The following is a 23173-nucleotide window of genomic DNA, read 5'->3' as shown; positions in this document are numbered from 1 at the left end:
AACGAATGCCTGAAATGTTACTTCAAAGGTAGGGAAATTACCAACAAATGCAAAATCTGAAAAGAATGATGTATTATTCTTCAGTAATTCGGTTCTTTTTCCATTTAGAAACAGAAGCTGAATGATTATTTGAAATGTTTGACTTTGCAGTTTTCATAAGTCGGGAAGAAACAAGTGCAGCAACAAATGCCTCGTCTTCTGATTCAGGAAACAATTTTTTAGGAATAAAATATTTGCTTACAAAATGCGTGTCGAAATTTCCAGAGGTGAATGCTTCATGCTTAAGAACAAACTTGCAGAACGGCAAAGTAGTTTCAACGCCAATGATTTTATATTCATCAATCGCGCGAATCATTCTTGCAATTGCCTCTTCTCTATTCTTTCCGTAAGAAATCAGTTTGGCAATCATCGGGTCATAATAAATCGGAATATCCATTCCTTCTTCAAAGCCATCATCTACACGCACTCCAACTCCTTGAGGAATTTTATACGAAACCAGCCTGCCTATATCAGGAAGAAAATTATTTGCCGGGTCCTCAGCATACACCCGCACCTCAATGGAGTGTCCATTGATTTTTAAATCCTCCTGTTTGAAAGAAAGTTTTTCTCCTTGAGCAACTTTGATTTGTTCTTTCACCAGATCAGTTCCTGTTATCATTTCTGTGACCGGGTGTTCAACCTGTAGGCGCGTATTTACTTCAAGAAAATAGAAATTCTTTTTTGCGTCAACAAGGAACTCAACCGTTCCCGCTCCAACATATCCGCAGGCTTTTGACAAACTCACAGCACACTCGCCCATCTTCTTTCTGATTTCAGGAGTGAGAACGGTTGATGGCGCTTCCTCCACAACCTTTTGATGTCTACGCTGAACTGAACACTCACGCTCAAAAAGATAAACCACATTGCCGTGCTTATCCGCGAGAATTTGAATTTCCACATGCCTTGGCTTCTCAACATATTTTTCAATGAACACTGATCCATCTCCAAAAGCAGATTTCGCTTCGCTGGATGCACGCTTGACTTCTTCTTCCAGGTCATTTTCTTTTTCCACTATGCGCATTCCTTTTCCACCACCTCCAGCGCTTGCTTTGATGAGAATTGGAAATCCAATTTCTTTAGCGACTTTTTTTGCTTCTTTAATATCATCTATTGCTCCTTCAGTTCCGGGCACCATTGGAACGTTATGTTTCTTCGCTGTAGCTTTTGCAGAAAGTTTGTCGCCCATCATTTCCATTGCTTCAGCAGGAGGTCCGATGAAAATAATTCCGGCTTTATCAACTGAACGGGCAAACTCAGCATTCTCGGAAAGAAAACCATAGCCGGGATGAACAGCGTCAACTTTTAACTGTTTACATACTTCAATAATCTTTTTTCCGTTGAGATAAGATTGTGAAGAAGGAGGCGGACCGATACAAACCGCTTCATCCGCATAGCGAACAAACGGAGCATTCCTGTCCGCTTCAGAAAAAACCGCAACGGTAGAAATGCCCATTTCCCTGCACGAACGCATAATGCGAAGAGCAATCTCTCCGCGGTTAGCAATAAGAACCTTTTTTATTATCACAAGTTATTTTTATCGTATGTATTCGACCCCTTCGGGGTCGAACATGAATAGAATTAACGCTGCTATTCATATCCGACCCTTTCAGGGTCGAACAACATCATTTTAATATTCCTATGAATTCTTCTATTGAATTGTAAATGTAATCCAAATCTTTATCGGATATGCAATAAGGCGGAACAAGATAAATCACATTTCCAAGCGGGCGAAGTAAAATTCCTTTGCCAAGAAAAAACTTAGTTGCCTTATCACGAATGGAATTAAAGTAAGACGTTTCGCCAGATGTTTTAAGTTCTATCGCAAGAACAACACCAATTTTCCTTATTTCCTTTATTGACTTATTTCCAATAAGTGCTTTTGAAAATTTCTCATGTCGCTTTGTAATTCTCTTTATACTTTCCTTAGTAGATTTCTTTTCAATCAAATCCAAACTTGCGAGAGAAGCTGAACAAGCAACAGGGTTTGCCGTGAATGAATGTCCGTGAAAAAAAGTTTTCATCCTGTCTTCGGAAAGAAAGGCATTGAAGATTTCTGCAGTACAGGAAGTAACACCCATCGCCATCGTTCCGCCCGTTAATCCTTTTGAAAGACAAACCATATCAGGTTTTTCAGAAAGATAATCTGATGCAAAAAACTTTCCTGTTCTGCCAAATCCCGTAAACACTTCATCCGCAATTGTGAAAATATTATTCGCCTTACAAATCCTAATCATTTCGCTGAGTGCTTTGGCTTCGTGAATTACCATTCCGGCAACTCCCTGCACAATTGGCTCAAAGATAAATGCTGCAATGGTTGATGGTTGATGGTTGATGGCTGATGTGAGTTGTTGAATAGATTCTGTTTCTTTTCCTTTAATAGGCGCATCAATAAAAGCCACATCAAACAATCCAAAATCAAACGGCTTTGTGAATGCTCCACGTTCACTCACAGACATCGCTCCGAATGTATCTCCGTGATAGGCGTTCTCGAACGCAATCACTTTTGTTTTTGGTGTTCCCTTGTTATACCAGTATTGAAAACTCATCTTCAATGCAACTTCAACGGCAGTAGAACCATTATCAGAAAAGAAAATTCTTTTTTGATTCTTAGGAAGTTTTTTCAAAAGTCGTTCAGCCAATTCAACAGCGGGTTCGTGAGTGAATCCGGCAAAGATGACATGCTCTAGTTTTTTTAATTGGGTAAAAACTTTTTTTGCGATGTAAGGATGAGTGTGTCCGTGAATGGAAGTCCACCAGGATGAAAGCGCGTCAATGTATTTTTTCCCTTTCTGATCATACACATAAGCACCTTTAGCTTTTACAATTCCAATAGAATCAGGATTGAGCTGATGCTGCGAGTATGGATGCCAGATGATGTTTTTATCGCGCGATGAGAGTGACATAGAATGGAAAAGCGAATATACAAATCAGGAGAGAAGTCAGATGTTCTGAAAATCTTTCGCGTACTTCAAAATCACTTCTTTGTTAATTGTCGGCTCATTAACAATCCATGAAATAGTTTTCAATCCGCTATAGCTTTCAATGATTTGTCTGGAAGGTTCGTGAGGGGAGCCATTAAACACAAGTCCGATGATTTTTATTCCTCTCTGTTTGAGGGCGTCTATTGTAAGGAGGGAATGATTGATACTTCCAAGATAATTCTGAATTACCACAATTGTTTCTGTGTCAAATTTTTTTATCAAATCAATAATGTAATATTGTTTATTCACAGGCACCATCACTCCACCTGCGCCTTCAATCACCAATGTGTTATTTGTTTGAGGTAAAACTATTTTATCAAAATCAACTGTGACTCCTTCCATCTCAGAAGCTTCATGAGGAGATTTATGTTCGCGTAGTTTGTATGCTTCGGGATGAATGACACTTGTTTCGTTGCTGATCCATTTCTTCACATTTTCAGAATCTGTTGCGTAGTAAGTTCCCGCCTGAACGGGTTTCCAGTAATCTGCTTTCAACGCTTCAACAAGAATTGCTGAAGTGACAGTTTTACCGACATCCGTTCCGATTCCTGTGACAAAAAATTTTCTCATTCAGAAATTAGCTCTTGCTTTACAACGGCAAGATTACTATTTTTTTTCAAGGAAGAAAGCAGTCCTTTTATTTCTTCCAGCGTATTGAAAGTATGCAAACAAATTCTGATTCTTTCTTTTCCTTTGGGAACTGTTGGACTGAGAATCGGTCGAACATCAAATCCGTCTTTCCGAACAAGCAAAGAAATCCTTTTTACTTCTTCGTTTCCTTCAACAACCAATGACTGAATCGGGCTTGAACTTTCTAAAAATCCTGTAACACTTTTATCCTTTACTAACGATTTGAATGATTTTATCAAATCATTGGTTTTAAGCATTCTATCATAACTATTTAAAAGATAATTATAAGACGATTTTATTACCACTAAACTATGAACCGGTAGTGCAGTTGTATAGATAAATGAGCGGGCATAATTGATAAGGTAATTACGCAGGTATTCACTTCCTAAAACAATCGCTCCGTGGCATCCAAGCGCTTTGCCGAACGTATGAACACGTGCAAAAAATTTTTCATGGAGATTCAATTCAACAACTCTTCCCTCACCTTTCGGTCCAAAGATTCCGGTGGCGTGCGCTTCATCAACAATTAAGTTTGCATTATACTCTTCACAAAGAGAAGTAATTTCTTTCAAAGGAGAAAAATCTCCATCCATAGAATAAACACTTTCAACAATCACAAAGCAATTTGAATTGCTGTCATGATTGCTTCTGTAAAATTTCAATCTTTCTTCAAGATGTGATATATCATTGTGTCTGAACGGAAATGATTCTGCCTTTGACAAACGCACTCCATCGTAAATGGAAGCATGAGAAAGTTCATCATAGAAAATAACATCTCCTTTTTGTGCCACCGAAGAAATCAAACCAAGGTTAGCGTTATAGCCGGAATTAAAAATCAAGCCTGCTTCCGCTTTATGATATTCAGCAATAAACTTCTCTAAGTCTTCTGCGTACTGTGAATTGCCGGTAAGAAGACGAGAGCCCGTGGAACCAGTTCGGAGTTTGGAGTTTGGAGTTTGGAGTTCAGCGGTAATAAATTTTTGTAATTCTTCGGAGCGAGCAAATCCTAAATAATCATTGGAAGAAAAATCTACGAGATTATTTTCGGGAGAAAGTTTTCTGAGCAAATCTTGTTCTTCTCTGCTCTTCAAACGGTGATGTAGAAAGTCTTCGCTCAATGGAATCAATAATTAAATGCTCCTAAGTCAACACGTATTCCTGCAATAACACTTGCTGAGAAAACACGGTGAGTGATATCAACAGGCGCTTCAGTATGCGAATTGCTGTAGTATTTATATTCAACATTCGGAAACGCGAAAACATATACCTGCGGATACAACTGGTAATCCACTGTAATACCGGTTGCACCGTGCAGCGCAACAGGAAAAGGTTTTTCTCCAATGAAATTAAAACGCTTCACATTGGTATAGCCAAACCATCCGCAATTAAAATTCCAGCTGAAGGAATATTTTTTCTTTGATTCATAGTTAAAAGGAACTTCTGCAATAAAATTAATCTTATCAAAGCGTAAACTTTCATCGAACAAAAGATATTCTTCTCCGCTCTTTGTATAAATTTTTAATTGGGACAAATAATGATGTTCAAATGAAATTCCTAAACCCAAACGAATGTGCTTGATAGGCGCCAGCACATGCACATCATACTGTTTGGTCGGACTGTTTGCTGCGAATTCCAAATCGCCTGTGTTAATCACTCTGCCATCTTTATCGTAAAACTCAGTGCTTTTGAAAAGTGAGCTCCAGTGAGCGGTTCCTTGTCCGTAACCCAGCGCTACAAAATATTTATCTCCATCGCCCTTGGGATGAAAGTAATATCCTGACTGGGAAAACCCAGCGGTTGCAATAAAAGAAAAAACTACTAGTAAAATTTTCGTCATGCAGAAACTGTTTCTGATATTTTTTCCTTTTCGTATTTGAATGCTTCACGGGATTTCAATCCGAAGAGTTTGAACATTTCCATATCCTCATTAAAATCCGGATTAGGGGTTGTCAGTAATTTATCTCCTGCAAAAATCGAATTTGCTCCTGCCAAAAAACAAAGCGCTTGTCCTTCCAAGGACATCTGCGTTCTGCCAGCGGATAATCGCACTACTGATTTCGGCATCACAATTCTGGTGGTCGCAATTATTCTAAGCATTTCCCAGATAGAAACAAGTTTTTGTTTTTCAAGAGGAGTTCCTTCCACAGGAACTAATGCGTTGATGGGAACAGATTCAGGCGGTGGATTTAAATTGGAAAGCGTGTACAGCATTTCTATCCTGTCATCTGCTGATTCCCCCATTCCGATAATCCCACCGGAACAAACAGTGACCTTTGCCTTTCTCACATTTTCAATTGTGTTTAGGCGGTCATCATATTTTCTTGTGGTGATTATTTTTTTGTAGAAATCCTCTGATGAATCCAGATTATGATTGTAAGCGTAAAGTCCTGCATCCGCAAGTTTCTGCGCCTGCTCTTTTGTGAGCATTCCGAGCGTGCAACAGACTTCCATGCCCATTTCATTTATTCCTTTTACCATTTGAAGAACACTTTCGAAATCAGAATTATCGCGAACTTCTCTCCATGCAGCACCGAGGCACATGCGCGTTGCACCGCTTGATTTTGCATTTGAAGCTGCATCCATCACATCATTAACCGAAATCATCTTGTGAACGTCAACATCCGTTTGGTAGCGCGCTGACTGCGGACAATAGCCACAATCTTCCGTACAACCGCCTGTCTTAATGGATAGCAAGGAACTCACCTGAACTTCAGAAGGGTCATGAAACATCCGGTGCACACTTGCCGACCTGAAAACTAAATCCAGTAATGGTGTGTTGTAAATTTCTTTTATCTCCGCAGTAGTAAATTTTTTCATAAAGAATTGATTGTAAAGACAAATGTAAGGTTTTGTTTCGGTTTAACGAAATCAAATTTCTCAAATGAAAATCAGATATGTTGATTACTTTCGCTTGCCCCGTAGGATTTTTGAGATGTATTATACTTACGTTTTATTTAGCTTGAAAGACAGTCATTTGTATACAGGTTATACTAGTGATATTCAAAAAAGATTATCAGAACATAACGAAGGACTTGTTGCATCAACAAAGCACCGAAGACCTTTTGTTTTAGTTTATCATGAAGTTTGCTTAAATCAAAAAGACGCATTAAGAAGAGAGAAATATCTTAAATCAGGAAATGGAAAAATCTATATTGGAAATCGATTAAAACACTATTTTTCAAATATGAATAGTAAAATCCAACGGGGCACGTGAAAAAAGGTAAAAAAAATACGCCATTACAAATTGACATTATAACAGTTCTTCCAAAACTGCTTGAAAGTCCGTTTAAGAATTCAATTGTAAAGCGAGCTATTGATAAAAAACTTGTAAAGATCAATATCATCAACCTTCGGAATTATGCTTCAGACAAATACAAACATGTGGATGATTATATGTACGGAGGCGGTGCCGGGATGGTGATGATGATTGAGCCGATTGCAAAATGCATTAACAAACTTAAGGGGAAAAGAGATTATGATGAAGTGATTTATATGTCGCCTGACGGAGCATTGTTCAATCAAAAAATGGCGAATAAACTTTCGCTTGCAAAAAACCTCATTATTCTTTGCGGGCATTACAAAGGCGTGGATGAACGCGTGCGGGAGCATTTCATCACAAAAGAAATTTCAGTTGGGGATTATGTGCTGAGCGGAGGAGAACTTCCTGCCGCGGTGGTTTGCGATTCTATTATCCGCCTGCTCCCCGGGGTTATTTCTGACGAAACCTCTGCCCTCACAGATTCCTTTCAGGATGGGCTTCTCTCACCTCCAGCTTATACCCGTCCTGCGGATTATAAAGGAATGAAAGTACCGGGCATACTTCTTTCCGGAAACACAAAACAAGTAGAAGAATGGAGACAGGAAAAATCGATAGAAAGAACTGAAATGCGAAGACCAAATCTTCTGAAATAACAAAAATCAAATCCTAAATCTCAAATAAATACCAATAAAAATTATTAAACACCAAACAATCCAAACGCAGTTTTTGTTGCTCTATTTTGAATTTGAATTTTAGGTGTTTTCTTGGGGATTTATTTGAAAATTGGATTTTGAGATTTGGTGCTTTCAATTAGAAATATCTATTATCTTTGCGTCCCTTTTATAAAACTTACGGCTATGAACTTACTCAAATACGCTGAGCAGCAATTAATCACCAAGACTAACATTCCCCCTTTCAGGGCTGGCGATACGGTTACGGTTAACTATAAAATCAAAGAAGGCGACAAAGAACGCGTGCAGCAGTTTACAGGCGCGGTTATCCAAATACATGGTGATGGCAACGTGAAAACATTTACTGTAAGAAAAATTTCAAATGGCGTGGGCGTTGAACGTATTTTCCCTCTTTACTCTCCGTTCATTGAATTAATTTCGGTAGAAAAGAGAGGAGAAGTCCGAAGAGCGAAACTTTTCTATCTGCGCGGGGCCATCGGCAAGAAAGCCAAGATTGATGAAATGAAAGATGAAACTGAAGCTGCTTTAACTGCTGTAGAAACCGATTCTTCTAAAACCTCTGCCGGCAAGCCGGAACTGGTAGAGAAATAATCTCTCTCACTATTTCTTCAGGAAAATTTTTGTTACTGACTTATCCTCAAAGATGAGTTTAAGAAAATACATTCCTTTATTCAATTTTATAGTATTGTAAGTTATAGAACTTAATCCTTTAGAAATTTCTTTATCAAGCAATATCTCCACTAACCTTCCCCTGACATCATAGACCTGCGCCAGCACTTTTCCTGACGAAGGAAGAATAAACAAAAAGTAAATCTCATCATCTGCAGGATTCGGAAAAGGGTCAAGCACGGTAAACTCATTTGTAATTGGCGAGCACGAATGATTGTTGGGAAAAACATCATCCTCTTTTCCGTTTACTTTTTTCACATCAACGCACACCACACTGTGCTGGTCATTCACATTTTCAAAAGATGAATTGAAAGTATATGTTGCCGGAAAATGAGGTTTGATTAATCCTGTTCTGAATTCATGAACAGGAGTTCCGTTATCAAGATAGGCAGAGAGTTCTACCATATTTACATCAAGCGTGCCGGCATTATATAACCATGCAGTCACCTGAACAGTATTGTTTGATTGAACAGTACTCACAGTTTTTACTGCAATATCTAAAACAGGCAAAGCAACATATATAGTATCCCAAACAGTATCAACGCATACAAATTGATTCTGTGCAATGAGAGTAATTGGAAACAATCCTGTATCCAGATAAGTATAGGAAGGGTTTTGCTGGGCGCTTTGCCCTCCATCTCCAAAACTCCATTGATATCCTGTTGCTCCGGATGATAAGCTGCTATTAAAATCCACAGTCAGCGGTGGCGCTCCATAGTTAGGTGAAAAAGAAAAGTTTGCCGTTGGCAATGGCTGAACTGTAACCGTTTGTGTAGTTGTTAAAGAAGAACATCCCAGCGCGGAAGTTACAGTGAGTGAAGGAAAATACGTTCCTGTAGCAGTATAAGTGGTGGTTGGATTCTGCAATATTGAAGAAGAAGGAGTTCCGTTTATAAAACCCCAGTTCCATGCAATGATAGTGCTTCCTGTTACCGTGCTGATATCTGTAAACTGCAAGGGGCTGTTCTTACAAACAGAGTTGCCGGTGAAGGCAGCGTTTGGCAAAAAATAAACAGCCACAGTATCCGTATCCTTATTTGAACATCCATTTGATCCGGTAACAGTAAGCGTTGCATAATAAGTTCCTCCGGAAGAATAAAAATGGGTAGGATTTTGTAAAGTAGCATTAGGAGAACCATCACCAAAATTCCATAGATAGCTTCCTCCTCCGCTTCCGGAAAAAGAAGTACTGCTTCCCTCACAAACAGAAGTGGATGTGATAGATGCAGTTGGCGATTGAAAAACAGTTATTGTTTTTACAATTGTATCCTTGCAACCCTTATCAGAAGTAACTATTAATTGCACAGAGTAAGTTCCGGCAGCAGAATACGTATGCGATACATTCGGACCAGTGCCGGTGAAGCCATCACCGAAATCATAATTCCATTGAATAATTGCGCCAGAAGAAATAGAAGACGCATTCATAAAATAAGAGACCAATCCGGAGCAGTAAGGAGGACTTAAATTAAAATTGGCAATTGGTAAAACATTTACCGTATCTGTTTTTTGTATGGTAGCTGTGCATAAGGAATCAGTAGTTATTGTAAGCGAAGTGGTGTAAGTTCCTGTGGCGGTATAAGTGTGTGATGGGTTTGGTACAGAAGAATTATTGCCATCTCCAAAATTCCACAACCATGTGTCAATTCCATCTGGAAAAGTAGCGCTTGACGTATCAATGAAACTCATTGAATCACCTAAGCAAACATCATTCACAATAAAACCAACAGTGGGTTTGAATCCCTTAACATTTACATTAATTGTATCCTTTGCAGTACAGCCGTTTATATTCTGAACCGTAAGAGAAAATGAATAGGTGCCCGCAGAAGTTGGTGCAACAATTATCGAAGAAGTACTTTCTCCTGTTGACCATGAATATGAAAATGCCGTGCTTGCGCCTGAAACCAAACCAATGCTTGCTCCGGAACAAATAGAAGTATCGGGACCGAAGGAAGCGGTGATGGAAAATGAATCAACAGAAACATTTATCGGGGCAGAATAAAAAGCACATCCGTTTGTGTCGGTTACCTGAACGGAATAGGTGCCGGCTTGTGTGATGGTAATAACAGAATCGGTAGAACCATTGCTCCAGAGAAAATCATAACCCAGCGTATCTAATTGTGTGTTCCATTGAATTGATGTGCCATAACAAATGATTGTATCAGGAAAAGGGGAAAAATTGCCGGGATAGGTTATGTTGATTGTATCAGAAGATGTGCGCCCAAAAATATCTGTAACAGTTACCCAATAAACACCTGATTGATTTACCTGAATTGTTTGGGTTGTGGCTCCGGTGCTCCATAAAAAAGAAGTAAATCTTTTTCCTGCAGCAAGTGTTGTATCACAGAAACCATAAGGAATGTTAATGTCTGCTCCAAGATTTACAGGCGGAGCATACCTGTTCATTAAATATATTTCTACTAATCCTCTTAAGGAATCAGAAAGTGCAACATCATAAATTAAAAATTCAGCAATATTACCATCAAGAGGTTCAATAATAGCATGTCCTATATTAAAAGTCCCTCCACTCTTTAAGCGTGGGCTGAGAGATCCTCCTCGGTATATTCCGTTTAAATAGGTAGCATAATTATTATTTTGAAAATCGTGAACATCAACATATAGGTTTCTTAAATTGAGTGAATCTGTCAAGACGTAATATGCAGCATTGGTACTCGGCCATATCAATGTATCCCTTTGCAATGGATAACCAGATGTATTGGTACTATAAAATGAACCACGGTCACCATTTCGATGTGCATATATAATAAATATGCTGTATGCATCGGGTTGCGTAAACATCGTTTCCAGTCTTGTATTTACACCATCAAATTTTACAACCGGATAATTAAATAACAATGTATCAGAACTAATCAAAGATGGTCTCAACCCACTTGTAGCTTGAAAAGCATTATTCCCATTGCCACTTATATCATTCCATTGGTCAATTAAACTTCCACTTAATAGAAAATTATTGGTATCTGACCTCAACCATAATCTTAAACCATTAATATCTGAGGGACTAAATGCCTGAGAAAAACTAATATTACTATTACATAAACAAATAATCAGAAAGTAAATCCTGATGGCTCTCTTAAAGCAAAAACACAGCTTTGAGGAATTGAACATATTACAAAGTTAATTATTTTAAATTTGCATTCATGCAACTGTACGTTTTTAAAGAATATGCAATACGAAATTAAACCGGTCAGCAAAATCTCACTTGGATTAAAAGAACTTTGGGAATTCAGGGAATTATTCTATTTCTTTACTTGGAGAGATATTAAAGTGAAATACAAGCAAACTGTGCTTGGTGTGCTTTGGGCAATTCTCCAGCCCTTTATACTCATGATAGTATTTACTCTTTTCTTCGGGCATGCGCTGGGTGTTCCCACTGACAATAACCTCCCCTACCCTGTTTTTGTTTTTTCCGGCTTATTGCTATGGAACATATTTTCTTCCGGGCTTTCCAATGCATCCAACAGCATGGTGACAAACGCGGGCATCATTAAAAAAATTTATTTCCCAAGATTAATAATTCCAATGTCTGCCATATTGGTTGCGCTGTTTGATTTCATCATGGCATTTATCATTTACATCGGCATACTCATTTACTATCGCCAGCCCATTGATGTAGTGATTGTATTTTATCTCCCGCTCAGTATTTTTATCACCGTACTGTCAACCTTTGGATTAGGAACCATGCTTGCCGCGCTGAATGTGAAGTACCGCGATTTCAGGTATGTGATTCCATTTTTTATCCAGATGCTTTTTTTTATCACACCAGTCATTTATCCTGTATCAATAATTAAAATTCCCTGGGCACAAAAAATCCTTATGCTTAATCCTATGGCAGGTGCCATTGAACTGCTTCGCTCGCCTGTTGCACATTCCGCATTAAACGTTCAATTGGTTGTGATAAGTATAATTATTTCTTTTTTTTTATTTTTTGCCGGCTTGTTTTACTTCCGGAAAACAGAGTATTACTTTGCCGACCTCGCGTAAACAGAAAAAGAAACAGAGAAATAAGAAATTTTTTACACTTTCATTCGTACATGAAACTTATTACATATATTTGTAAAATTTCATTCATACATGAAATCTGAGTTTCCATCTTACATAAACCGAAGCGGGTATATTGAAAAAATAAAACCTTTCATCGGAAAAAATCTCATTAAAGTGATTGTCGGACAGCGAAGAGTTGGAAAAAGCTACCTGTTGTTTCAGTTAATGGACATTATTAAGGGCAATGAACCTCACGCAAACATTATTTATATTAATAAGGAAAATTATGAGTTTGAAAATATTCAAAATTACAAACACCTTGTCAAGTATGTGAACGAATTAATAAAACTGAAAGTTGGCAATTATTTATTCATAGATGAAATTCAGGACATAAGTGAATTTGAAAAAGCGCTTCGTCATTTTGCTTTGGATAAAAAACTGGATATTTACTGTACAGGAAGCAATGCTGATCTGCTCTCGGGCGAACTGGCAACTTATTTAAGCGGGAGATATATTGAATTTAAGGTATATGGTTTATCATACAACGAATTTTTGCTCTTTCATGATTTTCAGCACAACCGCGAAGCGTTAAAAAAATATATGTTATGGGGTGGACTTCCTTTTATCAGGAATCTTAATAAAACAGATGAAATAATTTCAGAATACCTCGAAAATATTTATACAACAATTATTTATAAAGATATTATTTCCCGTCATCAAATCCGAAATACCCGTTTTCTCGAAAACTTAGTAAGATTCCTGGCAGGAAATGTAGGAAGCATAATTTCAGCAAAAAAAATAAGCGATTATCTCAAATCACAAAGGATTAATATGTCGCCACAGATTGTTTTGAATTATATGGATTATTTAAAGCAGGCGTTTCTGATTTATAATGTAAAGAGAAAAGAAATTTCAGGAAAAAAAATTTTTGAAGTTAATGAAAAGTTTTATTTTGAGGACTGGGGAATCATGAATTCCATCGTAGGATTTTCAAATACCGATGTGGGAAAAATTATAGAGAATGTTATTTTTATCCATTTGAAAATAAATGGGTACGAGGTAATGGTGGGGAAAGATGAGGACAAGGAAATTGATTTTGTTTGTGAAAAACAAGGGGAGAAATTGTATATTCAGGCATCGTATTTAATTTCTGACGAGAAAGTAAAAAAAAGGGAGTTTGGAAATTTGTCAGCTATACAGGATAATTATCCTAAAATGGTTGTTTCATTAGACGAATATGCTCCCAAGGACATAAATGGCATAAAACATATTCACTTAAATGACTTTCTGTATTCATAAATTCATATTGTCACCCTGAGCAATGTCATCCCGAGCGGAGTCGAGGGAGAAGTCGAAGGGTATTAATCGCAGATGCTACCCATTCTTGAAATAAAAAATATATCCAAAAAATTTCGTATCCAACACGAACAGCAACCCTATTTAAGTTTACGGGATAGTGTTACAAGTTTTTTTAAATCTCCCTTCTCTTCGGGAAGGGATGGGGATGGGCTTGAAGACTTCTGGGCGCTGAAGGATATTTCCTTCAATGTTTATCCCGGAGAATCAATTGGAATCATCGGCAAGAACGGAGCAGGAAAATCCACTCTTCTGAAAATTCTTTCAAAGATAACTCCTCCCACCGAAGGAAAAATTATTTCAAGAGGAAGAATCGCAAGTTTACTGGAAGTCGGAACAGGGTTTCATCCCGAACTGACAGGAAGAGAAAATGTTTTTTTGAATGGCTCCATTCTCGGTATGAATCGGAAAGAAATTCAAAACAAGTTTGATGAGATTGTTGATTTCAGCGGAGTGGAAAAATTTCTGGATACTCCATTGAAACATTATTCAAGCGGGATGCAGTTGCGGCTGGCATTTGCTGTTGCCGCATTTCTTGAGCCGGAAATTTTATTGATTGATGAAGTGCTGGCGGTAGGTGATGCAGAGTTTCAGAGAAAATGTTTAGGGAAAATGGATGATGTTACGAAGAAAGAAGGGAAGACGGTATTGTTTGTGAGTCATAATATGGCAGCAGTTGAAAATCTTTGCGCTAAATCCATTCTTTTACATGAAGGTGAAATAGCAAAAAATGGCTCTTCAACAGATGTGATCTATCATTACCAAACCGTATTGGCAGCAGCATCCACACAGCATGCCGGAATCATTATGCCTGCTAAAGATAACGTTAGCGGCATCATAAAAAAGATTGAGATATTTTGTGACGGAAAGTTATCAGGAACTGCATACATGGGTTGTCGTCTTGAAATCAAAGTGCATTTTAAATCCTCTTTTTCATTAGAGTTTCCTGTATTGGGTCTGATTTTTAAAGACAATCAAAACACGCCCTTGTTAGGAATAAACAACAAACATTACTCGGGCAACATCGCAGCCATATCTTTGACCAGCGGATGCATTTCAATGTCCATTCCTTGCCTAACTTTATTTGAAGGAACTTATTATATTGATATGCATTTTGGTAATGCCTATAAAGATTTAGAAGTATATCGCGAATGTTTCCAGTTAACAGTTGACCCGATAAAGTTTGCTCCCTCAGGTGAATTACCTGACAAACGATTCAACAAATTTTTTATCAGCGATATAAATTGGAAAATAGAATACTAATTCCAACAAGTGATGCTAACAATTTTTATCAACTATTACATTTTTCTTTTATTAGTTCTTTTACTATTCTATTTAATTGGAAACGGCTTACTCTATTTATTAAAAATAAAAATTCTATATTCTTCTACGGATACATTCACAAAATTATTTTCAGGAATGATTGTTTTTGTTATTATTACTTCACTCTACTATACAAAGTTTAAAACTCTTCAATGTGGATTTTTTATAATAGCATTATTTTTTTTAATAGATTATTTCAAAAACAAAAGAGAATATATAACAGCTTGCGATTCTGAAAGACCATCTTATCCGCGCTTATTCGCGGAAGTAGGAATTATTTCATTATTGATTTTTGCACTAAGATTTTATTTCATTTACAATTCTAGCGGAATTCCTATCGTGTCGCATATTGATTATACAATATATGCTCATCTTTCAAATTTTTTAGTTAAAACCGGTCAAGAAAATGCTTCTCTAAACTTCATTTATGCTAATGAAATGGGTGTTAGTCCCTACCATTTTTTTGATCTTTGGCTTAATGTCGGTTTATGTTTCTTCAATGTTAATCCATTATTATGCCTTGTATTGGTAAGCTATTCATCAGCAACAGTAATTCTATGGTTTGGTTTGGTCGCATTATTTTCATTTTTTAAAAAAATAAATATCTATCACAAAACAGCATGCTTTTTTTTCTTGTTCTTATCTGGGATTTGGTTCGGATTTTTCTCGGAAGCAGATTTTTTAAAGTCATCGGAATTGTTTTCTGCAAATATTTTCAACTACTGTAAACTATTTCCTATTTACATCTTCCTCTTGAGTGCCCTACTTCTCTTTCTTAATAATAAATATAAACTCGCTGTTCTTTCATTATTGTGCTTGCCTGTTGCAAACATAACTACTTCAATCGGGATACTGTGTTCTGTTCTTTCTTTTCCAATTTTTCATTACTTTATTTTTGCTAAAAACAAATCGAATAAAAAGGATGCAAATGATTTTTATGTCTATATAACTGCTGCTGCTATATTACTAGTTATTTACATCTGGCTATTTTATAAAACATTTGGAGAAAATACTCCTACTGTTGTTCCTACAAGCTTGAAAGATTTAATTCCGGCTATTATAGATTCATCCAATCTCAGAACTATAATAAACATCATAGGCAAAACAACCATTCAACTTTTTTTGGTTTATTTTCCAGCAATCATGATAACTATATTCTTATTGACCAGATTTAAAATTAAAATATTTATAGAAAATAATATTTTTATTCTATTTGTTCCTCTGATAGTGATTTTTTCTCTATTAGGGTGGGCTTTCATGAATCCGCTGCCTGGTTTTGCTGTCACTATATTTATTTACATTTCAGTTTCGATGTTTAATTTAATCAGCATAGCTGCATGTATTTTTTTTCTTTTTATAAAGAATCCTAATAATAAAGGGGTGTTTTACATAGGCACCTTTGTTATATTCAGCACTTTGCTGCAAAGTATTTTTTATACTTATACCCATGAGGTCTTTCGACAGACACGATCAATAATTTTTTTAAAAGAAATTAATAAAATAGCACCGGATTTATCTTCACACGGTGCATTCATGCTTGACAAAGAATATTATCGAAATACAGATTTTGGTTATATTCCCGTCATGACAACCATCGGAAATTATTTGGCTTATACTGAATCTCGTACTTTCCCTATAAGCATTTCTGTTAACGATTATCCATTTTCAAAAGAAAAAAGGCAATTGGCTTTGGAAGAACAAAGTTTGAAAGGTTCTCCTTTTTACCAGTATGTCGAAAAACAAAAAGCAAGTGAAAAATTTAAAAATATAAATCTAAGTCGTTTGGATTTTATTCATGAGTATAAAATTAATTACCTGATTACTACCAAAGATGTAATCCTTGACTCCCTCCTTGAACATGAAATTAAAAGAGAAATAAGAGATGAAAAAACAGGTGAACGGTTTTTTCTTTTGAAATAATCTGTAAACGGAATTACCATATTGGCGAACACTATTCTATGAAATAAATAGCAAATGGATTTAAGCATCATCATACCCACCAAAGAAAGAGGAAATATTTTTTATAAAACATTAGAACATTCAGTAAACGCAATAAAGCATATACACGCTGAAATAATTGTTGTTAATGATTCTAAAACCTCGCATCCTGAAATAGAAAAATGGATAAATGCACCGATTATATTAATTGATAATGTTAAATCCGGTGTGGCTTCCGCACGAAATGCTGGTGCAGCTATCGCAAAATCGGATTTGTTGTTATTTCTTGATGATGATATTCTTATCAGCACTAAAACAATTGAGCAAACCCTCTCCGTTCACAGGCAAGAAAAAAATATTTGTGTTAATCCTGACTGGATTTATCCACCGGAACTAACTGCCCATTTAGATGAATACTCTTTTGGCAGGTATTTGCTGAAACACAACCTCACAAATTTTAAGGGATGGTATAAAAATCCACGTTGGAAGAACAATGCTCTATTTGAATCACTGATGATAGCAAGTTTTCATCTGTCTATGGATAAAGATTCGTTTTTAAAATCGGGCGGATACAATGAGAGTTTTCAGCATAGCGGTTTTGAAGATTATGATTTCCCCGTTCGGTTAAATAAAATGGGAATGAGGTTTTTGATTGATACAAGAATATTGGTTTACCACAATGAGGCTGACAAAGTTGACAGTATAGAATTATGGCTGAAAAAACAGAAGGAAGTAGCTGCAACAAGAAAGCATGGGGTAAAAATCGGTTATTCAGAATTAGCAATTACATATCCCGCTTTCAAGAAATTTGTTTTAAGATTCTTTATTCGGATAAAGCCATTATTAATGTTGTTAGTCAAATCAATTCCCAATGCGAGATGGGCGAATAAAATTTATTTTCGGTTGGTATTAACATTGCAGGCAGTGAGTATCTTTGAAGGATATAATAAAAAATAAAAATGGAATTGCCAGCAAAAACTCGTTTATTAAATTTATTCAGAAATGTTTTTAAAATACCATCGTTAGAAAGATTCCTTGTGAGCAAAACCAAGGGAAATCCCTCAACTAATTTCTGGTGTAAACTTGCGCCAAATTATTATCAATACCAACATCCTTCATGGCGTAAAATTACAAGAGACGATATTACTATGCATATTGACATAAGTGACTGGATGGGCTATCTGTATTATTTTGCTTTTAAAAATGAATCTTCACAGCTTTTTAATTTATGTAAAGAGGGCTATTATGTGATTGATGTAGGTGCAAACATTGGCTGGACAGTGCTTAACCTTGGACGATTAAGCAAAACAGGAAGGGTTATTGGCTTTGAGCCGGATCCGTATAATTTCATTCAGTGCAAAAAAAATATTGAATTAAACAAGATGACAAATGTTACTCTTTTGCCGTACGGACTGGGAGAAATTCCTCAACAAGCGCAGATAGAAGTGCGCGCTGCATCAAATCGAGGAGGAAATCGAATCGCAGTTGAAAAAAAAAATGCAAATGAAACTGTAGAAATAAGAAGATTGGATGATATTGAACAGATTAATCATTTCCCTCAAGTAAATCTTATTAAAATTGATGTGGAAGGTTATGAATTAAAAGTGCTTAAAGGAGCAGAACAGCTGTTAAAAAAATTCAAACCCGTATTATTCATTGAAGTCGATGAAAACAATCTCAATGTTCAGGGTGACTCCGTAAAAGCATTAATTGCCTTTCTCTCCAGTTTGCAATACCGCACTATTACCAACGCTGAATCCGGAATGGCAGTTTCAGTTGATACTGATTTCACTAATTGCCACTATGATATTATAGCCCGATAATTCATGCCGAAACAACATATTATTTATATCATTTCTCATGTCAATAAATCACTTGGATTAGAGTGGACTTTATCAGAATTAAAAAAAAAATATGAATTGACAGTATTATTATTGAATATTGAGAATTCTTCATTTGAAGATTTCCTCACTAAGAATAAAATAAATGTTATACGGATTTATTATAATGGAAAACAAAATATTGTTACTGCCTTTATTAAAGTTTTCTGGTTCTTTCTCAAATTAAAACCTGACATTATTCACACGCATGTTTTTGATGCGAACTTAATTGCATTAACTGCCGGGAGATTATGTGGGATAAAAAAAAGAATTTACACCCGCCACGACAGTACCTACCATCGTCGGTATTTTCCAAAAGGAGTGAAATATGATTTATGGTGCAATAAAATGGCTACACATATTATTTCTATCAGCCAGGCAACTTACAAAACATTAGTTGAATTTGAAAATGTTAACCCTGAAAAAATCCGAACTATTTATCATGGGTTTGACCTCAGGCATTTTGATTCAATTGATATAAAAAACAGTAACAAGATAAAGCTAAAATGGAATATTCCGGACAACCATCCACGAATTGGTGTTATTGCCCGCTACATTGAATGGAAAGGCATACAATATATTATTCCAGCGTTTAAAGATTTTTTAAAAAAATATCCTGATGCCACATTGATATTAGCCAATGCTTATGGACCCTACCATAATCAAATAGTACAGCAGTTGGAAACTATTCCTGAGTCAAATTATAGAATTATTCCATTTGAAGAAGATGTGGCTGCTTTATATAAGCTGTTCGACATTTATATACATACTCCCATTGATTCATTATGCGAAGCATTCGGTCAAACCTACATTGAAGCATTGGCGGCAGGAGTGCCTTCTGTTTTTACATTATCAGGAATTGCTTGCGAATTCATCGAACATGAAAAAAATGCACTTGTGGTTAATTTTAAAAACTCAAACGAAATTTATAAGGAAATGATTCGTCTGCAATCTGATAAAGATTTGGCAAATACAATCGCTCTCAATGGAAAACAATTTGTTCAGAAATTTAATCTGGAACGAATGATAAATGATCTGGAAAAGCTTTATAATGAATAATCCCTTTTTTAGCATCATTATTCCTACTTAGCCGAAGCAGGGTTTAAATTCAATAACAGAAATAATGATACTATGTTTGTAACATTAATCCGCAATGCAATGCAAAATAAAAACTAATACCAAATTGTTTTTAAACATCAAAATACCAAATTCTTATACATTCCGTTAATTAGGAACAGGCTGAGAGGAATTTTTAATTTCAGAAACCTGCCCCGATAGTTATCATCGGGGAAAGAATTAAAGTATTTTTGTCCAAATGGATGCCAGAAAATATCAGCAATGCACCAGGTGTGTGATGGACACATCAGATACTGAAATTGTATTTGATGAAAACGGTTATTGCAATCATTGCAAGGAAAATTATAAAAATATTTCCAGTTTGCCCTATAAAACAGAAAACAACAATAACCTACTGCCTCAACTTGTTGATACGATCAAACAATCAGGCAAAAATAAGGAGTACGATTGCGTGTTGGGAATCAGCGGAGGAGTTGACAGTTGTTACGCTGCCTATATTTCCAAAACCTTTGGGTTACGGGTGTTGGCTGTACACATGGATAACGGCTGGGATTCAGAAATATCAGTTAATAACATAAAACAAGTTATTGAATTATTAGGTTTCAACTATCAAAATTACATTCTGGACTGGGAAGAATTTAAAAACATCCAGTTAGCATTTTTCAAAGCATCAGTGCCTGAAATAGAAACTCCCACTGATATTGCAATTTATGAAGTGTTGCATAAAGTTGCCGCAACGTATAATATTAAATACATAATCAGCGGGGGCAACTATGCCACAGAAGGAATTCTTCCAAAAAGCTGGCATTATAATGCCAAAGACCTGAAGTATGTAAAAGCCATTTACAAAAAATTTGGTAACAAAAAATTGAAAACCTTACCCGCATTTAACGCTTTAAGTGAAATATATTACAAATATGTAAAGGGCATACGAATTATCTATTTGCTGAATTATTTCCCTTACAGCAAAAAAGATGCAATAAAAATTCTTGAACAAAATTTTGGATGGAAATATTATGGTAAAAAACATCATGAATCAACATTCACAGGATTTGTGCAATCATATATTTTACCTGAAAAATTTCAAATAGATTATCGTCTGGTAACATTTTCCTCAAAGATATGCGATGGTACAATCACGCGTGAGGAAGCTTTGCTGGAACTGGCTAAAAAACCCTATGACCCGGGCAATGTAGCCAAAGAAAAAGAATATATATGTAAAAAACTGGGAATAACCATTGATGAGTTTGATGCAATGATGATGTTGCCTCCAAAAACATACAAGGACTATCCCAACGATAAGAAAAAACTTGAATTTATATACAAAGTTTATCGAATGCTGAATAGAAAGAAGCATTATTAAAGACTTTCTGGCTAATTTATCTGGTATATGACTTAGAAAATCTTTATAATGAATAAACCATTTTTTAGTATAATAATTCCTACTTATAACAGGAGTTCTTTAATCTTAAAAACACTTGATAGTGTTTTCTCACAAACTTATCCTGATTATGAAGTTATTGTAGTTGACAATTGCTCAACGGATACTACTGCTGAAATATTAAAACCCCTGCATGATTCAGGAAAAATAATATTTATTCAACATGATAAAAATTATGAACGCGCTGTTTCACGAAATACCGGAATCAAAAATGCAAAAGGCGCGTTTCTTACTTTTCTTGATTCGGATGATACCATGCATCCAGACCATTTAAGCACCTTGTTTTCTATTATAAAAACTAATCCTGAAATAAATTTTCTTGCCACAAAATATAACATTAAAAGAAATAATAAAATATTTTATCCCTCATCGCTTGCAGGAGTTAAAGAAGGATGGCATGGAATAGAACTGCTTTTAAAGGGGAATCCGCTTGCCATATCCTTTTGCATCAAAAAAAACAATTCAGAACTTCATCTTTTTAACGAGGATAGCAAATATACTGTGGTAGAAGATTGGATGTTTCTCATGCAAAATCTTATGAAAGAAAAGATTTATATTGCTGATAAAATAACCATCACACTCAATGATCACGATGAAAGAACCATGAGGGGAAATAACCAGGATATTATTTCAAAAAAACTTTTGGCTGTAGAATGGATCAAACAAAACCTGCCATTAAGCAACAAACAGATTAGGATAGTGGAGGGCTATTCATTCTACTTTTGCGCTATTCATAATTATATAGATGAAAATAGAATTTATGCAATTAAATACCTTATTAAAACAACTGCTAAAATTGGTATTAATATTAATTTGATTATTTTATTTTTCAAAATATTAATTGGAAACAACATTATCAGGAAGTTAAAATAAAAAAAATGTAGTGCAGTTCTATAAAATATGAGAAACATTATTTTTAAAATTTTATATTATACAGGATTGGGGTACTTATTAATGCATTATCATAGAATGAATTTAAGAATTCCAATTTTAATTTTTCACAGAATTAGTCCTTATCCCGATGGATTCTGGTCCCCACTTACACCAAAACAATTTGAATCTCACATAAAGTTCTTATCAAAAAAATATCGCTTTATTTCTCTTAATAATTTATTCGATAAAAAAAAAGAACAGTTGCGTGATTGCTGCGCTGTAGTATTTGACGATGCATTTAAAGATTTCCATGAACATGCTCTTCCCATAATAAAGAAACATCAGGTTCCGGTCACTATGTTTGTTCCGGTTGATTGCGTAAATAAAAATCAGATTATCTGGACATCTCAATTAGACAATTGCTTCAAATTCACAAACAAAACTGAATTATGTTTAAACATCAATAATGAACAAATATTTTTAAAACTTGAAAGCGAAAAGCAAAGAAGTAAAGCAGCATTTGCAGTCAGGAAACTTTTAATACGCTTACCGGATAAGCAGCGCAGAATATATGTCTCAACTATTATGCAAACTTTGGGATACAAGGATGACACGAATGCCAATAGTATGTCCTGGTCAGAAATAAAAGAAACATTGGCTGATGTAAAATATGAGTCTCACTCAATGACTCATCCGGCATTGTCAATGATAGAAGACGAGGCAACACTTGATTATGAACTGTATGAGTCTAAAAATCTACTCACTGCCAAACTAGAAAACAATGTTGATTACATTGCTTATCCGGCAGGAAATTATTCCGGCAGAGTTTTGCATCTTGTTCTAAAATACTATAAAGCAGGTTTTGCAGTAAATAATGAATTAGTGGATTTAAAAAAAGTGAACGATACTCCTTATAAATATGCAATCCCAAGATTTAATGTGCATGACAAAAATCCATATGAACTATTTTTCAGAATAAACGGATTTCACAAATTTATTCGCAAATAGAATACAAT

General features: G+C 35.7%; 20 protein-coding genes. 13 read left to right on the top strand and 7 right to left on the bottom strand.

What is annotated here, in order from left to right:
• Positions 1-73 precede the first annotated feature (73 nt).
• The 6 genes from accC to bioB all read right to left on the bottom strand — a co-directional run bounded on the left by accC (position 74) and on the right by bioB (position 6467).
• Positions 74-1558, bottom strand: a complete 1485-nt coding sequence (accC, locus tag HY841_00780; GenBank protein MBI4929268.1) for an acetyl-CoA carboxylase biotin carboxylase subunit — start codon at positions 1556-1558, stop codon at positions 74-76.
• A 103-nt stretch (positions 1559-1661) separates the two neighbouring features.
• Positions 1662-2942 (bottom strand): adenosylmethionine--8-amino-7-oxononanoate transaminase, encoded by a 1281-nt coding sequence (gene bioA / locus HY841_00775; protein MBI4929267.1) that lies wholly within the window; start codon positions 2940-2942, stop codon positions 1662-1664.
• A gap of 36 nt (positions 2943-2978) precedes the next feature.
• Entirely contained in the window at positions 2979-3590 is a 612-nt protein-coding gene (gene bioD / locus HY841_00770; GenBank protein MBI4929266.1) for a dethiobiotin synthase, read from the bottom strand.
• Positions 3587-4768: a pyridoxal phosphate-dependent aminotransferase family protein gene (locus HY841_00765; protein ID MBI4929265.1), complete on the bottom strand. Its 1182-nt coding sequence runs from the start codon at positions 4766-4768 to the stop codon at positions 3587-3589. Before HY841_00765 ends, bioD begins: the two co-directional genes overlap by 4 nt.
• A gap of 5 nt (positions 4769-4773) precedes the next feature.
• Complete coding sequence (locus tag HY841_00760) at positions 4774-5487, bottom strand: hypothetical protein (GenBank protein MBI4929264.1); 714 nt, start codon at positions 5485-5487, stop codon at positions 4774-4776.
• A complete protein-coding gene (gene bioB / locus HY841_00755) occupies positions 5484-6467 on the bottom strand; it encodes a biotin synthase BioB (protein ID MBI4929263.1) in 984 nt (327 codons plus the stop codon). The genes HY841_00760 and bioB overlap by 4 nt, the downstream gene beginning before the upstream one ends.
• 115 nt (positions 6468-6582) lie before the next feature.
• On the opposite strand from bioB, the gene HY841_00750 reads away from it, so the two are divergent.
• The 3 genes from HY841_00750 (at position 6583) to rplS (ending at position 8192) form a co-directional block, all read left to right on the top strand.
• Positions 6583-6864, top strand: a complete 282-nt coding sequence (locus tag HY841_00750; protein MBI4929262.1) for a GIY-YIG nuclease family protein — start codon at positions 6583-6585, stop codon at positions 6862-6864.
• Complete coding sequence (trmD, locus tag HY841_00745; GenBank protein ID MBI4929261.1) at positions 6861-7562, top strand: tRNA (guanosine(37)-N1)-methyltransferase TrmD; 702 nt, start codon at positions 6861-6863, stop codon at positions 7560-7562. The genes HY841_00750 and trmD overlap by 4 nt, the downstream gene beginning before the upstream one ends.
• A 204-nt stretch (positions 7563-7766) precedes the next feature.
• The gene (gene rplS, locus HY841_00740; GenBank protein ID MBI4929260.1) at positions 7767-8192 is read left to right on the top strand and encodes a 50S ribosomal protein L19; all 426 of its coding nucleotides are present in this window, start codon (positions 7767-7769) and stop codon (positions 8190-8192) included.
• Between the two features lie 9 nt (positions 8193-8201).
• On the opposite strand, the gene HY841_00735 is transcribed toward rplS, so the two are convergent.
• On the bottom strand, positions 8202-11255 hold the full coding sequence (locus HY841_00735; protein ID MBI4929259.1) for a PKD domain-containing protein: 3054 nt from the start codon (positions 11253-11255) through the stop codon (positions 8202-8204).
• Between the two features lie 195 nt (positions 11256-11450).
• Here HY841_00735 and HY841_00730 point away from each other — a divergent pair, with 195 nt between their 5' ends.
• The 10 genes from HY841_00730 (at position 11451) to HY841_00685 (ending at position 23165) form a co-directional block, all read left to right on the top strand.
• Positions 11451-12269, top strand: coding sequence for an ABC transporter permease (locus tag HY841_00730; protein ID MBI4929258.1), 819 nt, complete (start codon positions 11451-11453; stop codon positions 12267-12269).
• 90 nt (positions 12270-12359) lie between these two features.
• Entirely contained in the window at positions 12360-13568 is a 1209-nt protein-coding gene (locus tag HY841_00725; GenBank protein MBI4929257.1) for an ATP-binding protein, read from the top strand.
• A 72-nt stretch (positions 13569-13640) separates the two neighbouring features.
• The gene (locus HY841_00720) at positions 13641-14888 is read left to right on the top strand and encodes an ABC transporter ATP-binding protein (protein MBI4929256.1); all 1248 of its coding nucleotides are present in this window, start codon (positions 13641-13643) and stop codon (positions 14886-14888) included.
• Positions 14889-14897: 9 nt separating this feature from the next.
• Positions 14898-16868, top strand: a complete 1971-nt coding sequence (locus tag HY841_00715) for a hypothetical protein (protein ID MBI4929255.1) — start codon at positions 14898-14900, stop codon at positions 16866-16868.
• Positions 16869-16922: 54 nt separating this feature from the next.
• The gene (locus tag HY841_00710) at positions 16923-17843 is read left to right on the top strand and encodes a glycosyltransferase (GenBank protein MBI4929254.1); all 921 of its coding nucleotides are present in this window, start codon (positions 16923-16925) and stop codon (positions 17841-17843) included.
• Positions 17844-17923: 80 nt separating this feature from the next.
• Positions 17924-18709 (top strand): FkbM family methyltransferase, encoded by a 786-nt coding sequence (locus HY841_00705; GenBank protein MBI4929253.1) that lies wholly within the window; start codon positions 17924-17926, stop codon positions 18707-18709.
• 3 nt (positions 18710-18712) lie between these two features.
• The gene (locus tag HY841_00700; GenBank protein MBI4929252.1) at positions 18713-19825 is read left to right on the top strand and encodes a glycosyltransferase family 4 protein; all 1113 of its coding nucleotides are present in this window, start codon (positions 18713-18715) and stop codon (positions 19823-19825) included.
• 256 nt (positions 19826-20081) lie between these two features.
• Entirely contained in the window at positions 20082-21206 is a 1125-nt protein-coding gene (locus HY841_00695; protein MBI4929251.1) for an N-acetyl sugar amidotransferase, read from the top strand.
• Positions 21207-21254: 48 nt separating this feature from the next.
• Positions 21255-22157 (top strand): glycosyltransferase family 2 protein, encoded by a 903-nt coding sequence (locus HY841_00690; protein ID MBI4929250.1) that lies wholly within the window; start codon positions 21255-21257, stop codon positions 22155-22157.
• 96 nt (positions 22158-22253) lie between these two features.
• Positions 22254-23165, top strand: a complete 912-nt coding sequence (locus HY841_00685) for a polysaccharide deacetylase family protein (GenBank protein MBI4929249.1) — start codon at positions 22254-22256, stop codon at positions 23163-23165.
• Positions 23166-23173: the final 8 nt, after the last annotated feature.

The organism is Bacteroidota bacterium, assembly GCA_016213405.1.
Lineage (GTDB): Bacteria > Bacteroidota > Bacteroidia > Palsa-948 > Palsa-948 > Palsa-948.
Note: the sequence above shows the minus strand (reverse complement) of the source record. Positions and strands in the feature narration are given on the sequence as shown.

Coding starts and splice junctions, on each gene's coding strand:
- rplS (MBI4929260.1), top strand. CDS start 7,767: ATGAACTTACTCAAATACGCTGAGCAGCAATTAATCACCAAGACTAAC.
- HY841_00700 (MBI4929252.1), top strand. CDS start 18,713: ATGCCGAAACAACATATTATTTATATCATTTCTCATGTCAATAAATCA.
- bioA (MBI4929267.1), bottom strand. CDS start 2,942: ATGTCACTCTCATCGCGCGATAAAAACATCATCTGGCATCCATACTCG.
- HY841_00690 (MBI4929250.1), top strand. CDS start 21,255: ATGAATAAACCATTTTTTAGTATAATAATTCCTACTTATAACAGGAGT.
- HY841_00760 (MBI4929264.1), bottom strand. CDS start 5,487: ATGACGAAAATTTTACTAGTAGTTTTTTCTTTTATTGCAACCGCTGGG.
- HY841_00720 (MBI4929256.1), top strand. CDS start 13,641: ATGCTACCCATTCTTGAAATAAAAAATATATCCAAAAAATTTCGTATC.
- HY841_00710 (MBI4929254.1), top strand. CDS start 16,923: ATGGATTTAAGCATCATCATACCCACCAAAGAAAGAGGAAATATTTTT.
- HY841_00750 (MBI4929262.1), top strand. CDS start 6,583: ATGTATTATACTTACGTTTTATTTAGCTTGAAAGACAGTCATTTGTAT.
- bioB (MBI4929263.1), bottom strand. CDS start 6,467: ATGAAAAAATTTACTACTGCGGAGATAAAAGAAATTTACAACACACCA.
- HY841_00685 (MBI4929249.1), top strand. CDS start 22,254: ATGAATTTAAGAATTCCAATTTTAATTTTTCACAGAATTAGTCCTTAT.
- HY841_00725 (MBI4929257.1), top strand. CDS start 12,360: ATGAAATCTGAGTTTCCATCTTACATAAACCGAAGCGGGTATATTGAA.
- HY841_00695 (MBI4929251.1), top strand. CDS start 20,082: ATGGATGCCAGAAAATATCAGCAATGCACCAGGTGTGTGATGGACACA.
- bioD (MBI4929266.1), bottom strand. CDS start 3,590: ATGAGAAAATTTTTTGTCACAGGAATCGGAACGGATGTCGGTAAAACT.
- HY841_00730 (MBI4929258.1), top strand. CDS start 11,451: ATGCAATACGAAATTAAACCGGTCAGCAAAATCTCACTTGGATTAAAA.